Origin of the sequence: Eubacterium sp. MSJ-33 (assembly GCF_022174665.1) — a bacterium.
Lineage (GTDB): Bacteria > Bacillota > Clostridia > Lachnospirales > Lachnospiraceae > Coprococcus_C.
Genome location: NZ_CP076562.1, coordinates 801,186 through 814,839 on the forward strand (window position 1 = coordinate 801,186; position 13,654 = coordinate 814,839).

The following is a 13,654-nucleotide window of genomic DNA, read 5'->3' on the forward strand; positions in this document are numbered from 1 at the left end:
TCATGGGAGTGGATTTTTGAAGAGAATTCTTTTTTCGCCACACAGTATATTTGCTGTGTGGCTTTTTTTATGCAAGACAATCCTTCTTGCTCTGCCCACAGACAGGATGATATACACAATAATTACACAGGAGTGAAAAACATGAACCAGAATTTTATGAAAGAAAAACCGATTTTACCGTTGGTTATTTCGATGTCATTGCCGATGGTTATTTCCATGGCGATCAATTCCCTATACAACATCGTCGACAGCTATTTTGTGGCGAAGATCAGTGAGGATGCCATGACCGCAATCTCGCTGGTATATCCGCTGCAGAATCTGATGACTGCGATTGCGGTTGGATTCGGTATCGCGATGAATGCAAGAATTGCATTTTGTCTTGGTGCGAAGGATCAGGAGAAAGCGGACGAGGCAGCGGTCACAGGCATGTTCTTAAGTGTGATTCACGGAATCATACTGATGGTTGCCTGTATGGCTGGTATGCCGCATTTTCTGAGACTTTATACGAAGGATGAAACGATCATCGAAATGGGACTTACCTACGCCAACCGCGTATTCGTGTTCTCGATCATCATTATGCTCGGAATCTCGCTGGAGAAAATCTTCCAGTCGGTCGGCAGAATGAAGGTTTCCATGCTCAGTATGATGTGCGGCTTTATCTCCAACATCGTACTCGATCCGCTGATGATCTTCGGCATCGGACCATTTCCGAAGATGGGGATGGCCGGTGCTGCTTACGCAACCGGCATCGGACAGACGATCACATTACTTGTCTATGTGCTATTCTGCATCTTCCGTCCATTGCCGCTTTCCTTCAAGCGTAAGAATCTGTCGTTTAACAAGGCATTGCTTGGGAATCTATATGCTGTCGGTATTCCGGCTTCACTGAACATGGCCCTGCCGTCACTCATGATTTCCTGTCTGAACGGTATTCTGACGGCATTTTCGGAGAAATATGTCCTCGTGCTTGGTGCCTATTATAAGCTGCAGACATTTATTTACCTGTCTGCCAATGGAATCATCCAGGGTATCCGCCCAATCATCAGCTTCAACTACGGTGCCGGTGAGAAAAAACGTGTCCGGCAGATCTTCCGGACTACGCTCTGCCTGACCGCCGGTGTGATGGCGGTCGGTGTGTTGCTCTCTCTGCTCATACCTGGACAGATGATCGGACTTTTCACCGACAATGAGACGACGATCGAGATCGGTATCAAGGCACTCACGATCATATGTATCGGCTTTATCATCTCTGCAGTTTCCGTCACTTGTTGCGGTGCACTTGAAGCTCTGCAAAAAGGAATGGCATCCCTGTTGATTTCGTTGTCACGGTATGCCGTTGTCATGATTCCAGCAGCATTTCTGCTCAGCCGCGTTCTCGGTGCCAACGGTGTGTTCTGGGCATTCCCGGTCACAGAGACCATCTCCGCGGTTGCCGCGTATGCGATTTACCGCAAGAGCTCGCGTATCTGAAAATTTGCATAACTAATAAATGCACCGTAAATGTGAAATCTGCTTACATTTACGGTGCATTTTTATATGTATTCTAATAAAATTGTAACCGGTGTTCCACCAGCGTATCGCCCACATATACGAGCCGCAGTGTGAAAAACCTTGGATCGTCTGACAGGATCTGCTTCAAGAATATAGCGTCTCCGCTCCAGGTCGGAAGCTCCGGCACCTGCGCTTTATCCACCCAGACCAGATCCCCTTCATTGCAGGTGATCAGCTCCCCGGTGAATCCATCTGCCGTAAAAAGGCACATCAGCTCCGGCTCACACTCGTTGCTGATAAACGTAATCAATCCGCGGAACCGGTACGATGTAAGCGTCAGCCCTGTCTCTTCCTTCACTTCGCGAAGCAGACATTCTTCCGGTCCTTCACCTTCTTCGGCATGCCCGCCGACACCGATCCATTTATCCTTGTTGATATCCTTCTTTTTCTTCGTCCGATGCAGCATGAGGTATTTCCCATCCTGCTCGATATAACATAATGTTGTCATTCGCATAATGATTCCACCCCACGTTTCAACCGCTCCATACCGTCTTTTAACAACGCTCTTGGACAGGCGATATTCAGTCGCAGGAATCGGTCTCCATCCCCGGAGAATCCACTTCCGGCGGACAGGAACAACCCTGTCTTCTTGCGGATACGGTGTGCGATCTCGCGCGAATTTCCCGGAAGATCCTTGCAGTAGATCCAGAGCAAGTAGGTTGCCTCCGAAGGAAGAATCTCCACTTCCGGAATCTGTTCCTTCACATACTGTACTGCGTACTGCTTGTTCTCGTAGATATAGGCACGGAGCGCATCTAACCAGTCTGCGCCCTTGGTAAATGCCGCGATTGCTACGTCAACCGCAAATGCATTCGGCTCTGCGACTTCATCGGTGTTGATTCCACGCCATACCTTATGGCGAATCACCGGATTCGGTACAGAGATGGCTGCCGTCTGCAAGCCTGCGAGATTGAATGTCTTCGTCGGTGCAATACATGTAATACTGTTATTCCGGCAGATATCGGATACCGATGCAAACGGGATATATCCACATCCCGGATCAGTCAGATCACAATGAATCTCATCCGAAAGCACAATCACATGATGCTTCGCACACAATGCACCGATTCGTTCCAATGTCGCTTTGTCCCAGATCTTTCCGATCGGATTGTGTGGATTACAGAGAATCATCAACGTTGTCTGCGGATCTGCAAGCTTCTTTTCCAAGTCTTCAAAATCAATATGATATGCATTTCCATCGAATACAAGCGGACTTTCCAACACCTGTCTGCCATTATTGAGAATCGAGTTAAAAAATATATTGTACACCGGTGTCTGCACCAGCACCTTCTCGGCTGGTGTTGTCAGTTTCCGCACGATTGACGAGATTGCCGGTATTACACCGGTACAAAACATCAGCCAGTCCTTCTCCATTTTAAAATCATGACGCACCTTCCACCAGTCGATATATGCCTGATACCATGCAACCGGCACCTCTGTATAGCCGAAGCAGCCGTGCCGCGCGCGCTTGCTGATTGCTTCCATAATTACCGGTGCGGTCTCGAAATCCATATCCGCTACCCACATCGGAAGTTCGCCTTCTGCCACGTTCCATTTCATGGAATTCGTATTGGAACGATCTACTATTTTATCAAAATCATATGCCATAATCTATTCTCCATCTGCAATATTCATATCATTGTCACCTCGCGATAGCGTGATGACCTACGTACCCATCAACCTACTTCATTATAGCCTTAATTTTACTTCGGAGCATGATTCTTCTTCTCTTTAATCTCTTTGCAGATAATCTCCGTATCTGCAGGATTTACTCGCTCCGGCTCCAGGATGAGCGTTCCGATTGAATCTGCCCGTATCACACCGGCTGTTGGATTAATCACGCTGTCGATACCGCCCTGTATCTCCACATCGACAGTCGAATACTCAAACGCAAGTGTTGTATTGACGAGCTTGCAGTTTCTCATCACGAGATTCTCAATATAACACATGCCCTGCAGGCTCTCAATCGTACAGTTAATCAGTGTCAGATTCTTCGAATTCCAGCCCAGATATTCGCCGGAAATAACCGAATCATAGACGGTCACATTCTCGCTGTTCCAGAATGCATCCTTCGAGAGCAGCTTCGCATTGTGGATCTCCACATTCTTCGCTCCATCGAATGAATAATTTCCCGCAAGCTGGAAGTCCTGAATCTTCATATTCTCGCAGTCCATCGCAAAATAATCGCCCTTTGCCATCACGTGATCGAGTGTCACATCCATACAATGCCACAGTGTCTCTAACGCATTTGGCAGGGCAACCTCTTTGAGCGTCAGTCTGCGACAGCGCCGGAAATTCTTCGGTGCCTCGATCAACGCGCGCTCGACTGTCATATCATCGGTGTACCAGACACCTGCACGTGCCATTTCCGCCCATGTGCCGTCTTTCACCGCAATATTCTTACTGTACCAGAGCGGATATTTCCACTGGAAGATGCTTCCCTCCAACGAAATATCACGGCTCTCCTTGAGTGGGGATTCTCCTTCTCCGAAAATCGTATCTTGAATAGACAGATTCTCCGCACCAAACAATGGGCGTTCGCCCTCAAAATATGCCTGTCTGATCTGCTTTTCCATCTTGTTTCATCTCCTGTATCTATAATTGTTCTCTTCCTTTATACCACCTACACCTACCTTTAGGTCAAGAGCAAATTAACAATTCGCATTTCTTTTATTGACAATATAGATTCCCACACAGACAAGCGCAAGCGAAACTAGACTCAGTACCCCAAATGCCTGCTCCCGTTCATTCAGCAGCCATGCCGATAAGATCACGCCGAACACCGGATTCATGAATCCGAACACCGCCACCTTCGATACCGGATTGTATTTTAAGAGCAATCCCCACAGGGAGTAGGCAACGGCGGACACGAACGCCAGATACACAAGAATTCCGATGGCGGATGCTGATACCGCACCCATCCGTCCGCCAAGCAGCAGACCACACAGGATCAAAATGATGCCACCCACGATGAACTGATATCCGGAAAGCATCACCGGATTGTGTTTTGCAGAATACCGCTTTAGGAACACGGATGAAAATGCATAGGCAATCGTCGATAACAGGATAAAGCCCTCTCCATTTGCCTGCATATGGAAGTCTACGCCATTTAAGTTAATCAGTACCACGCCCGCAAATCCGATCAGACAGCCGATCATCTGTCTTATGTAGATTGTCTCCTGCCGGAACAGACACCCCGATACAAGGATTGCGACAAACACATTGACTGCCTCTATGATGGACGCCTTCACGCCGCTTGTATGTGCCAGTCCGATATAGAAAAACATATACTGTGCAACCGTCTGCAGAAGCGACAGCCACAGAATCTTCCCTGCCGCGCCCTGCTCCGGTTTCAGAAACCGCCGTTCGAGAATACTGCCAAGCACGATTGCCAGTATGCCCGCAAGCAGGAACCGCATGCCTGCGAACAGGATCTGCGATGCTGTGTCCAGCGAATTGATATCCCACAGCTTATAGCCGATCTTGATGCACGGAAATGCACTTCCCCACAGGAAGCAGCAAAGCATCGCGCCAAGCCATACTACAACGGGTTTCTGCATCCATTCTGTTTTTTCTCGTTCGTTCTTCATCTTCTATTCTCCATTTTATCCCTGAATATCAATGTCCTATATCCTCAACGATTCCATATTATATATCATAGGAAAAAAAATGCCAACCAAAATAAGTTTCCACCAAATCCCAGATGGCAACCCTTGCTGAATTCTAGCCAGATTGGTATAATAACAATATGAGTAATGTAGCAGTCATCGCAGAATTTCATCCATATCACAACGGACATCACTATCTCTTTGAAGAAGCGATGTCTCTTTCGCATGCCGATCATGCAATCGCACTGATGAGCGGGAATTTCTTACAGCGTGGCAGTATTGCTCTGTGGGACAAATACACGCGTGCGGAAATGGCAGTTGCGGATGGCTTCGACCTGTGTTTAGAGCTTCCGTTTGTGTATGCAACGGGAAGCGCCGGAGATTTTTCGGATGGTGCTGTTGCAATCTTAAGTAAGCTTCATGCCATTGACTATCTGGCGTTTGGCGTCGAAGAAGCAGAACCGGAAGTATTTGAACAGATGGCTGATATTCTGACTGTGGAACCGGAGAATTATCAGCTTGCCTTAAAGCAGGCATTAAAAGACGGAGCTTCCTACCCCAAAGCCAGACAGACCGCAATCGCCGCAATCTGCGGAAATTCGGCAGCAGCCCTTCTTAAGACACCGAACAATACACTCGCACTCTCCTATCTGTGCGCAATCAAGAAGCTACATACAGATATCAAACCAATCTTTATCAAACGGATCTCAAACGACTACCATGATACCGATCTGCAGGCACAGATCAGTTCCGCAACTGCCATCCGGACAGCCCTTGCAAAAGGAGCAGACTTTTCATCACTTGCCGCACAGGTTCCACCGGCAACCTATTTGCGCATGGGGACACCCGACCACACCTATCTGTCGGATGCAATGCTGACACCATTTGTTCAGGCATGTCGGCTGCGGGAACCGGATCTGACAAATATCTGTGATATCTCTCCTGCACTTGCCGATAAGCTGAAGCGTATGCCTTATCCGACCGGTTATGAAGCACTTGTTGAGCAGTTAAAGACGAAGGATATCACAAGAAGCCGGATTGCCCGTGCGCTCCTGCATCTGCTGCTTGGCTATACCGAGTCTGACCGGCAGAAGTTTATCGGATCCGGCTATGCATATTATGCCAATATCCTTGCACTGAAGAAGGATTCCAGCGGGCTTATCCGCCAGTTACATGCGGCATCTGAGATTCCGGTCATCACGAAGAAAGCAGATTTTGATTCCATGCTTTCCTCCTACCCTGCCACTCACGCCGGACCCGCACGAACCATGTGGCAATATGATCTGCGCGCGACCGAGCTTTACAATTGCATCTATTATAATCATTACGGCATCACACTTCCAAACGATTATACAAGAAAACTCCCGGTTCTATAACTACAGAGCATGCCATTTTACCCATATTTCCATGCTGATTGGTTCTACATGATATTTCATGCTCATACATTTTATTATGGAAGATATGGGAGTTTTTCTATGATTTTTTGTCTGATTGTATTCCTTCTGACACTGATTGGTGAAAATCAGGTCGTAGTCACCGGGGCGCGTGCAGGACTTATGCTCTGGTTTCACGATGTTCTGCCCTTACTTCTTCCTTTCATGCTCTTATCGAATCTCTTCGTCCTAAAAATCCGCACAAAAAAAACAGGTGCCGCCTATGCAATTCCTGTCTTATTCCTGCTTGGACTTCTATGTGGCTATCCGCTCGGTGCAAAGATGGCAGCTGACTTTACGAAGGAAGGCTATATCAAGTCTTCCACCGCAACTATATTGCTCCCACTCTGCAATAATATCAGTCCAATGTTTCTGTCCGGCTATATCGGACACACTGTACTGCAGAATCAGCTTCCGTTCTGGTTTCTGCTTACGATTCTCTATGTGCCGTATGTGCTTGTCACTTCCATCGCATTTTTCATTTTACACACTATAAATAAGCACAAACAAAGATTCTTATATTCCAACAAAGAAACGAAACGGGCTATTTCAGCTCAGGAAGCAGCTATCACTCATCATTCATCAAATCCAACCGATTATACATCTGAATGTTCAACGAAATATATACCACAGCAATCCACATCCACTCTGGCAAACGATCTGCTGTTACAATCTGTCATCCAGATTACCTATGTCGGTCTGTATATCATGATCTGTTCCATCCTGTTTGCGCTTGTCTGTGCCATCCCGCACCTGCCTTCTGATGTATCGACCGTCTTATGCGGCATACTTGAAATCACCCAAGGCAGCACGGTCCTTGCAGCAAGCACATTTCCCCCTGCAAACAAAACAGCCCTGATTCTTGCGTGTACCTCATTTGGCGGCATCTCTGCCTTTCTCCAAACCCTACAGGTCACGAAACAATCCGGGCTGTCCATGATTTTCTATTTATCTGTCAAATGTATATGCGGATGTATGACCGGTTTTTTCCTGTATCTCTTACTCATCTAAGAAATCATCAAAATCATCGTCATCCTCATCGTCATCATCGTCACGCTCACCATATACATTGATGTCATCATCTTCTTCTGTTTCTTCCTCTGCAGCTTCCTCAGAATGGCTTGGAGCCGGCTGTGGTGCAGGAGCTGGTTCATTTGAGAATGCACTGTCAAGATCATCTTTCTCCTCATAAGACATGTTCGAAGAAGCTGTAAACATATTGATATTTGTATCCATCTCCGTCATATTTGTCTCAATCACATAAGTGTCATTCTCCAGAGACTCAATCAGAACACGGTAATTTTCTTTCTCCATATCATGAATCTTCTGGAAGATATCACGCATCTCTGTAAGCTTATCCTTTGTGTAATACATTGCGCCAAGACGAATCTCATTTGCCTCCTCAGAAGCCTGATCTACGATCTGCTGTGCCTGATTTCTGGCATTCTCCAGAATCTCGTCCGCACGAATATTAGCAAGACGTGTAATCTCATTCTGCTCGATCATACGGTTTGCCTCATTGACGGACTCCGTAATGATTGCATCGGAACGTGTTCTTGCATCGGCAAGAATCATCTCCTTGTTACGCATAATCTTCTTGCAACGCTCAATCTCACCCGGAAGCTTTAGCTCTAACTCATCTAACATCGAGAGAAGCTCCGGCTTCTGTACTGAAATCTTTGTCTGTGACAATGGCATTGGCTTACAATTTTCAATATATACCTTGATCTCCTCGATCATACTTTCAACGCCTTTTTTACCCATCTTAAGAATCCTCCTATGACCTCTTTATATCCAATTCATTCATTCGCTCGATTAATTTGGGAATAATGCATGCGGGAACAAATTCAGTCAGGTCAACACCATACCTTGCATATTCCTTAACCACGCTGGAACTCAGATACGAGTACTGCGTACTTGTCGACAAAAATACCGTGTCGACATCCTTTGCAACCATACGGTTGCTCTGTGCCATCTGCATCTCTAAATCAAAATCTGTCAAGGCACGAAGTCCCCGGATAATCACGTTCGTATTCTTCTGACGAACGAAGTCTACCAGCAGTCCGTCAAACGATTCTACCGATACATTTTCAATCTCGGAAACTACATCTTTCAACATATTAACACGTTCTCCCAAAGAAAACAATGGTTTTTTCGATGTATTATTCAAAACTCCGACAATTACATGGTCGAATACCGCCGCAGATCTGCGAATAATATCCAGATGTCCAAGCGTAACCGGATCAAAACTGCCAGGGTAAACTGCTATACTCATATATTCTCCTTCTGCATCAAAAAGACATGTTTGTTCGTCTTATAATGCTTGTCTTTTGTTATTTCAAATCCGAGTGCATCCACATAGGAGAAATCCTCATCCAACGCGGCCTCTACCACGATCAGTGTATCTGTCGTAAATTTCTTCGTGGAAAGCACCTCTAATACTCTGCGCTCTAATCCCTTGCTATATGGGGGATCCATAAATATCACATCATAATCAACCACCGGCAAGGATGATACAAAGCTTACCGCATCAAACTTCCGCACCTGTGCCTTGTCCGCAAGCTTTGTAAATTTCAAATTATCTTCGATACAGGCGGCTGCATTTTTTGCCTGCTCAACAAAGGTACAGCTCTCTGCCCCGCGGGACAATGCCTCGATACCAATCCCACCGCTTCCTGCAAATAAATCCAGGAATTTTGCCTGCGGAACATATCCGGTCAGCATATTAAACAATGTCTCTTTGATCCGGTCTGTCGTCGGTCGCGTCTCCAGACCTTCTATCGTTTTTAACGGCAGGCTTCGTGCCGTTCCAGCAATCACTCGCATACTCATTTCCCTTTTCTAATTAATTCTCTCCATGCATCTGCTTTTTGAGCCATTTACCTGTCTCAGAATAATCATCATCGGTCCAGCCGGATGTCTTCGTACAAGGCGAATCAATCAGGGACGATGTTTCTGCCTTGTTCGATAAATTCCAAGCCGCATATGAAAGGTTATTCGTATCGATCAGATCAAACCATTTTGCCGCCTGATCGTAATCGATTCCACCGTTTCCGGATGCATCACAGATGGAAAACTCACTGACAAAGATCGGAAGTCCCTTGGAAAGTGCCGTTGTCACCTTGTTTCGGATATTATCTGTATGTGTTGCTGCATAGAAATGCACCGCATACATGATATTGTCATATCCGGTAATCGGATCATCTGCCGCGATATCAACATCCTGCGACCAGGTCGGTGTTCCTACGATGATCAGGGAATCCTTTGCGTTCTTACGGATGATCGGAATGACCTCTTCCGCATAAGACTTCACATCTGCCCATGTTGTTCCGCCGTTTGGCTCGTTACAGATCTCGTAAATGACATTGTCGTAATCCTTATACAACGCAGACATCTCTTCGAAAAATGCTTTTGCCTCTTCCTTATAGGTCTGTGGATTCTGGTCACCTAATACATGCCAGTCGATAATGACATACATCCCAAGATTTGTCGCCGCATCCACACCTGTTTTTACCAGATTCTTTAACTGTTGCTGGTCACCTCCGGTACAATACCCGTTGTTCTCACCGGAATACATCGCGATACGGATCAGATTCGCTCCCATATCATCGCGCAGACTCTGGAACGCATCCTGATTCACATATTCCGGGAACCATGCGATACCATGTGTACTGACTCCCTTTAACTGATATTTGTCTCCATTTTTATCTACAATATCCGTGCCCTTGAGCGTAAGCTTACCATGATTGTCGACCGGGGTTCCACTCTCTGCTTCCACCTTTTCCTTCGGCTTTGTCTCTTCCTTTGCCGCGGCTGCCTCTGTCGTAGAAGAATCGCTGTTTCCTTTGTATTCTTTTCCATCCACATAAAGCACTGCACTGTCACAGATGGCTTTCAGATCCGCCTGCGATGGCACAGTCACAATAGCTCCGATATCCTTCAGAGTGCCATTTGCCGGAACCTCCGCATTATAATCCACACATGTAACCGATAATGTCGTTCCTTCCAGCTTGAATGTTCCATTCCATGAGCTGTCCAGCGTTGTCTTATCCGGAACAGTCATCTTGATTTCCCAGTTTTTGAGTGCATTTCCTGTCTTATTCGTAATCGTTGAATCCAACTGTCCGCTATATCCGTTTGCACTCTCCCATGAATTGCTGTTTGTCACTTTGACAAAGCAGTCCTGTGTTGCCTGTGCCTCGGTTGTTGCCTCTTCCGTCGCATCCGATGCTGTTTCCGGTGCAGCCTCTGTCTCTGTCTGTACAGTCTCTTCTGAAGTTGCTTTTTCTACCTCATTCTTAGGTTTTCTGCGTACCATCACAATCACAAGTGCCGCAATGATAACAACCAGTACAGCTATCACCGCAATCAAAATTTTATTGCTGCTTTTCTTCATACCTGTTTCCTTCCCCCTGTAACCCTCTTACTTTGTTCTTTTTTCCTGCAGCCAGATATATAACCGGTGCAGATCTACTTCATTATATGCCTGTCCTCTGGCACGCTCCGACTCAATCTGATATTTCTTCTTATCCGTCTTGATCACCAGCAGATATGCCAGATTCGTCTTACTCGTCTGTCCAAGTGTGATCGGCTGGATGTCTACACTCTTAATCGCATCCATCGCTACCTGTACATGCCGCTTCTTATCATGATAGATAAATATACCATCTTCAATCGCTGCAATCCCTTCGCCTTCAAAACGCTCCCATTTATCACTCAAAACGAGGACAAATAAAATAATACATACCAATAGCGCTAACACACTCACCATATTGGATATGAGTGGTGTGCCGATCAACTTCGCACATACGGTAGATATCAGTCCAAATACAACTATACATCCAACCAAAGTAAAGAAAATAGCTCTTCTCCAGCTTGTGATATACCCTACTTTTACTTTCATGTCATTCCTCTTATCTTATATAATCAAACACGTGCCTATTATATGCTTTTTTGCCCTTTTCGGCAACCGTTTTCTATGGAAAACTAGCGTTTTCCGTCTTTTTTCACAATTACAGCTTAACGAAATATACATGTCCTGATTTCTACAACACCGTCTCAGAGATTCCTCCCCTGTTTCTACGAACCGGCTGCATCGACCTGCCATATTCTTTTAACAGATCCTGTGCAAGCTGCAACATATCTGCATGATTATAGATATCTGCAAGTTCAAACAATGCATCGCCACTTTGCCGGATTCCGAAGAAATCTCCCGGTCCACGGAGTTTCAGATCTTCGCTTGCAATAAAGAATCCATCATTAGAATTTTCCAGTACTCGCAGACGGTCCATAGACTCTTCCGATTCCTTTCCATTGATAAATATACAATACGACTGCTTCTTTCCACGCCCGACTCTGCCACGAAGCTGGTGAAGCTGCGCAAGTCCGAACCGTTCTGCATTTTCCACCATCATAACGGTTGCATTCGGATTATTGACTCCAACCTCGATAACCGTCGTCGATACAAGCACATCAATCTCACCTTCCGAAAATCGTTTCATAATCTCATTTTTCTCTTCTGCCCGCATCTGTCCATGCAGCATCTCGATCCGTGTGCCTGCTGGCAGGTTCGCCCGCATCGTATCCACATATTCCGTGACATTCGTCACGTCGAGCGTCTCACTTTCTTCCACCATCGGGCAGACGACGTAGACCTGACTGTGTTCTGCGATCTGCCCGGCAATAAACTGATATGCTGTCTGGCGGTAATTCGTGCCAACCACGCAGTTTTTGATTGGCTTTCTGCCCTTCGGAAGTTCTTTAATGATCGAAATATCCATATCCGCATATAAAATAATGGCTAACGTCCGTGGAATTGGTGTGGCAGACATCACAAGCGTATGCACACCATAGCCCTTATCCGATAATCTCTTTCGCTGATTCACACCAAACCGATGCTGTTCATCCGTCACAACCAGTGCCAGATCTTTGAATTCCACCTTATCTTCCAACAATGCATGCGTGCCGATTACAATATCAATACCACCCTGCTGGATTGCTTCGTAGATTCTCCGCTTCTCCTTTAATGGTGTCGAACCAACCAGACATGCCGTGCGGATATCATAATGTGAAAACTGCTCCGACAGTTCCTCGTAATGCTGTCTCGCAAGAACTTCCGTCGGTGCCATAAGGGCGCCCTGATACCCGGCCTTCGCACACGCAAGCAAAGCTGCCGCCGCAACAACCGTCTTTCCGGAACCAACATCCCCCTGGATCAGGCGATTCATCACACCGTTGCCTCCCATATCCGCCAAAATATCCTCGATGGCCTGCTGTTGTCCTTTCGTAAGCGAAAACGGCAGATCCGATATGTAATCCGCAACCGCCTTTCCCTGCACGATCTTGTGCAGATTCTCCTGTAACTGCGTTGTCTTCTTCATAGATGCCATATCATAGAGGAACTGATAAAACTCATCAAAAGCAAGTCTTCGTATCGCATTTTTTAAGACTGCCTGATTCATCGGGAAATGGATGTTCTCATACGCTTCCGATAGTTCCATCAGATTGTGTTCTGCCCGTACCTCCGCCGGTACATAATCCTCCATCTGGCAGATCAACTCCCGCGTCGCGATAATTGCTTTCTGGAAGGTCTTGTTGGAAAGCCCGCTCGTAAGTGGGTAGACCGGCTGCATCTCCTGCTGCATCCCCGCATACACCGGAAGCTTGTAATACTCTGCCTGTTCCATCACACGCATGCCATTTTTTACCTTAACCATTCCGACAAAGATATAAGAATCCCCTTTATGGAATACATTTCTTAAAAATGGCTGGTTAAACCATGTCATATGCATCGTCGCATCACCATCGCTGACCGTAAGAATCGTAAGTTTTAAGCTTCGTACCTGTTTGACTGTCACATATGAGGTGATCATCGCCCGGACTGCGTGTCGTTCACCAACAGCTGCATCCCGGATATGAACCGGCTCGCCATAACTTAAATAATTGCGTGGATAAGTATGCAGCAGATCATCAATCGTAAAAATCCCAAGCCGCGCAAAGCTTTCCGCTGTCTTTTCTCCAATGCCTTTAATTGTCTGAATACTGTCTTCTTTTCTCATAATA

The 13,654-nt window shown here is 46.3% G+C and carries 13 protein-coding genes; 3 read left to right on the forward strand and 10 right to left on the reverse strand.

Going from position 1 to position 13,654, the window contains the following annotated elements; genetic code table 11:
- Positions 1–141: 141 nt before the first annotated feature.
- On the forward strand, positions 142–1,470 hold the full coding sequence (locus KP625_RS03655; protein WP_238299432.1) for an MATE family efflux transporter: 1,329 nt from the start codon (positions 142–144) through the stop codon (positions 1,468–1,470).
- 73 nt (positions 1,471–1,543) lie between these two features.
- Here KP625_RS03655 and KP625_RS03660 read toward each other — a convergent pair whose 3' ends face one another.
- The 4 genes from KP625_RS03660 to KP625_RS03675 form a co-directional block, all read right to left on the reverse strand.
- On the reverse strand, positions 1,544–2,005 hold the full coding sequence (locus KP625_RS03660) for an NUDIX hydrolase (protein ID WP_177970540.1): 462 nt from the start codon (positions 2,003–2,005) through the stop codon (positions 1,544–1,546).
- Complete coding sequence (locus KP625_RS03665; protein ID WP_238299433.1) at positions 1,996–3,159, reverse strand: MalY/PatB family protein; 1,164 nt, start codon at positions 3,157–3,159, stop codon at positions 1,996–1,998. Before KP625_RS03665 ends, KP625_RS03660 begins: the two co-directional genes overlap by 10 nt.
- 95 nt (positions 3,160–3,254) lie before the next feature.
- On the reverse strand, positions 3,255–4,127 hold the full coding sequence (locus tag KP625_RS03670) for a DUF3737 family protein (protein ID WP_177970538.1): 873 nt from the start codon (positions 4,125–4,127) through the stop codon (positions 3,255–3,257).
- Between the two features lie 75 nt (positions 4,128–4,202).
- The gene (locus KP625_RS03675; protein ID WP_238299434.1) at positions 4,203–5,141 is read right to left on the reverse strand and encodes a DMT family transporter; all 939 of its coding nucleotides are present in this window, start codon (positions 5,139–5,141) and stop codon (positions 4,203–4,205) included.
- Between the two features lie 158 nt (positions 5,142–5,299).
- Here KP625_RS03675 and KP625_RS03680 point away from each other — a divergent pair, with 158 nt between their 5' ends.
- Positions 5,300–6,535, forward strand: a complete 1,236-nt coding sequence (locus KP625_RS03680) for a tRNA(Met) cytidine acetate ligase (protein WP_238299435.1) — start codon at positions 5,300–5,302, stop codon at positions 6,533–6,535.
- A 99-nt stretch (positions 6,536–6,634) separates the two neighbouring features.
- Complete coding sequence (locus tag KP625_RS03685; protein WP_238299436.1) at positions 6,635–7,603, forward strand: hypothetical protein; 969 nt, start codon at positions 6,635–6,637, stop codon at positions 7,601–7,603.
- Here KP625_RS03685 and KP625_RS03690 read toward each other — a convergent pair.
- The 6 genes from KP625_RS03690 to recG form a co-directional block, all read right to left on the reverse strand.
- Positions 7,592–8,356, reverse strand: a complete 765-nt coding sequence (locus KP625_RS03690) for a hypothetical protein (protein WP_238299437.1) — start codon at positions 8,354–8,356, stop codon at positions 7,592–7,594. The two genes, KP625_RS03685 and KP625_RS03690, sit on opposite strands and share 12 nt — an antisense overlap.
- 13 nt (positions 8,357–8,369) lie before the next feature.
- Positions 8,370–8,867 (reverse strand): pantetheine-phosphate adenylyltransferase, encoded by a 498-nt coding sequence (gene coaD, locus KP625_RS03695; RefSeq protein WP_177970533.1) that lies wholly within the window; start codon positions 8,865–8,867, stop codon positions 8,370–8,372.
- Positions 8,864–9,418 carry a 16S rRNA (guanine(966)-N(2))-methyltransferase RsmD gene (gene rsmD / locus KP625_RS03700; RefSeq protein ID WP_177970532.1) on the reverse strand — a complete coding sequence of 185 codons (555 nt, stop codon included), beginning with the start codon at positions 9,416–9,418 and terminating at the stop codon, positions 8,864–8,866. Before rsmD ends, coaD begins: the two co-directional genes overlap by 4 nt.
- Before the next feature lie 19 nt (positions 9,419–9,437).
- Complete coding sequence (locus KP625_RS03705; RefSeq protein WP_238299438.1) at positions 9,438–10,988, reverse strand: cellulase family glycosylhydrolase; 1,551 nt, start codon at positions 10,986–10,988, stop codon at positions 9,438–9,440.
- A gap of 27 nt (positions 10,989–11,015) precedes the next feature.
- A complete protein-coding gene (locus tag KP625_RS03710; protein ID WP_238299439.1) occupies positions 11,016–11,495 on the reverse strand; it encodes a hypothetical protein in 480 nt (159 codons plus the stop codon).
- A 142-nt stretch (positions 11,496–11,637) separates the two neighbouring features.
- The gene (gene recG / locus KP625_RS03715; RefSeq protein WP_238299440.1) at positions 11,638–13,650 is read right to left on the reverse strand and encodes an ATP-dependent DNA helicase RecG; all 2,013 of its coding nucleotides are present in this window, start codon (positions 13,648–13,650) and stop codon (positions 11,638–11,640) included.
- Positions 13,651–13,654: the final 4 nt, after the last annotated feature.

What these genes read in the sequence shown, in the direction of transcription:
- coaD (WP_177970533.1), bottom strand. Translation starts at nt 8,867, where the DNA reads ATGAGTATAGCAGTTTACCCTGGCAGTTTTGATCCGGTTACGCTTGGA.
- KP625_RS03690 (WP_238299437.1), bottom strand. Translation starts at nt 8,356, where the DNA reads ATGGGTAAAAAAGGCGTTGAAAGTATGATCGAGGAGATCAAGGTATAT.
- KP625_RS03705 (WP_238299438.1), bottom strand. Translation starts at nt 10,988, where the DNA reads ATGAAGAAAAGCAGCAATAAAATTTTGATTGCGGTGATAGCTGTACTG.
- KP625_RS03675 (WP_238299434.1), bottom strand. Translation starts at nt 5,141, where the DNA reads ATGAAGAACGAACGAGAAAAAACAGAATGGATGCAGAAACCCGTTGTA.
- KP625_RS03710 (WP_238299439.1), bottom strand. Translation starts at nt 11,495, where the DNA reads ATGAAAGTAAAAGTAGGGTATATCACAAGCTGGAGAAGAGCTATTTTC.
- recG (WP_238299440.1), bottom strand. Translation starts at nt 13,650, where the DNA reads ATGAGAAAAGAAGACAGTATTCAGACAATTAAAGGCATTGGAGAAAAG.
- KP625_RS03660 (WP_177970540.1), bottom strand. Translation starts at nt 2,005, where the DNA reads ATGCGAATGACAACATTATGTTATATCGAGCAGGATGGGAAATACCTC.
- rsmD (WP_177970532.1), bottom strand. Translation starts at nt 9,418, where the DNA reads ATGCGAGTGATTGCTGGAACGGCACGAAGCCTGCCGTTAAAAACGATA.
- KP625_RS03665 (WP_238299433.1), bottom strand. Translation starts at nt 3,159, where the DNA reads ATGGCATATGATTTTGATAAAATAGTAGATCGTTCCAATACGAATTCC.
- KP625_RS03680 (WP_238299435.1), top strand. Translation starts at nt 5,300, where the DNA reads ATGAGTAATGTAGCAGTCATCGCAGAATTTCATCCATATCACAACGGA.
- KP625_RS03670 (WP_177970538.1), bottom strand. Translation starts at nt 4,127, where the DNA reads ATGGAAAAGCAGATCAGACAGGCATATTTTGAGGGCGAACGCCCATTG.
- KP625_RS03655 (WP_238299432.1), top strand. Translation starts at nt 142, where the DNA reads ATGAACCAGAATTTTATGAAAGAAAAACCGATTTTACCGTTGGTTATT.
- KP625_RS03685 (WP_238299436.1), top strand. Translation starts at nt 6,635, where the DNA reads ATGATTTTTTGTCTGATTGTATTCCTTCTGACACTGATTGGTGAAAAT.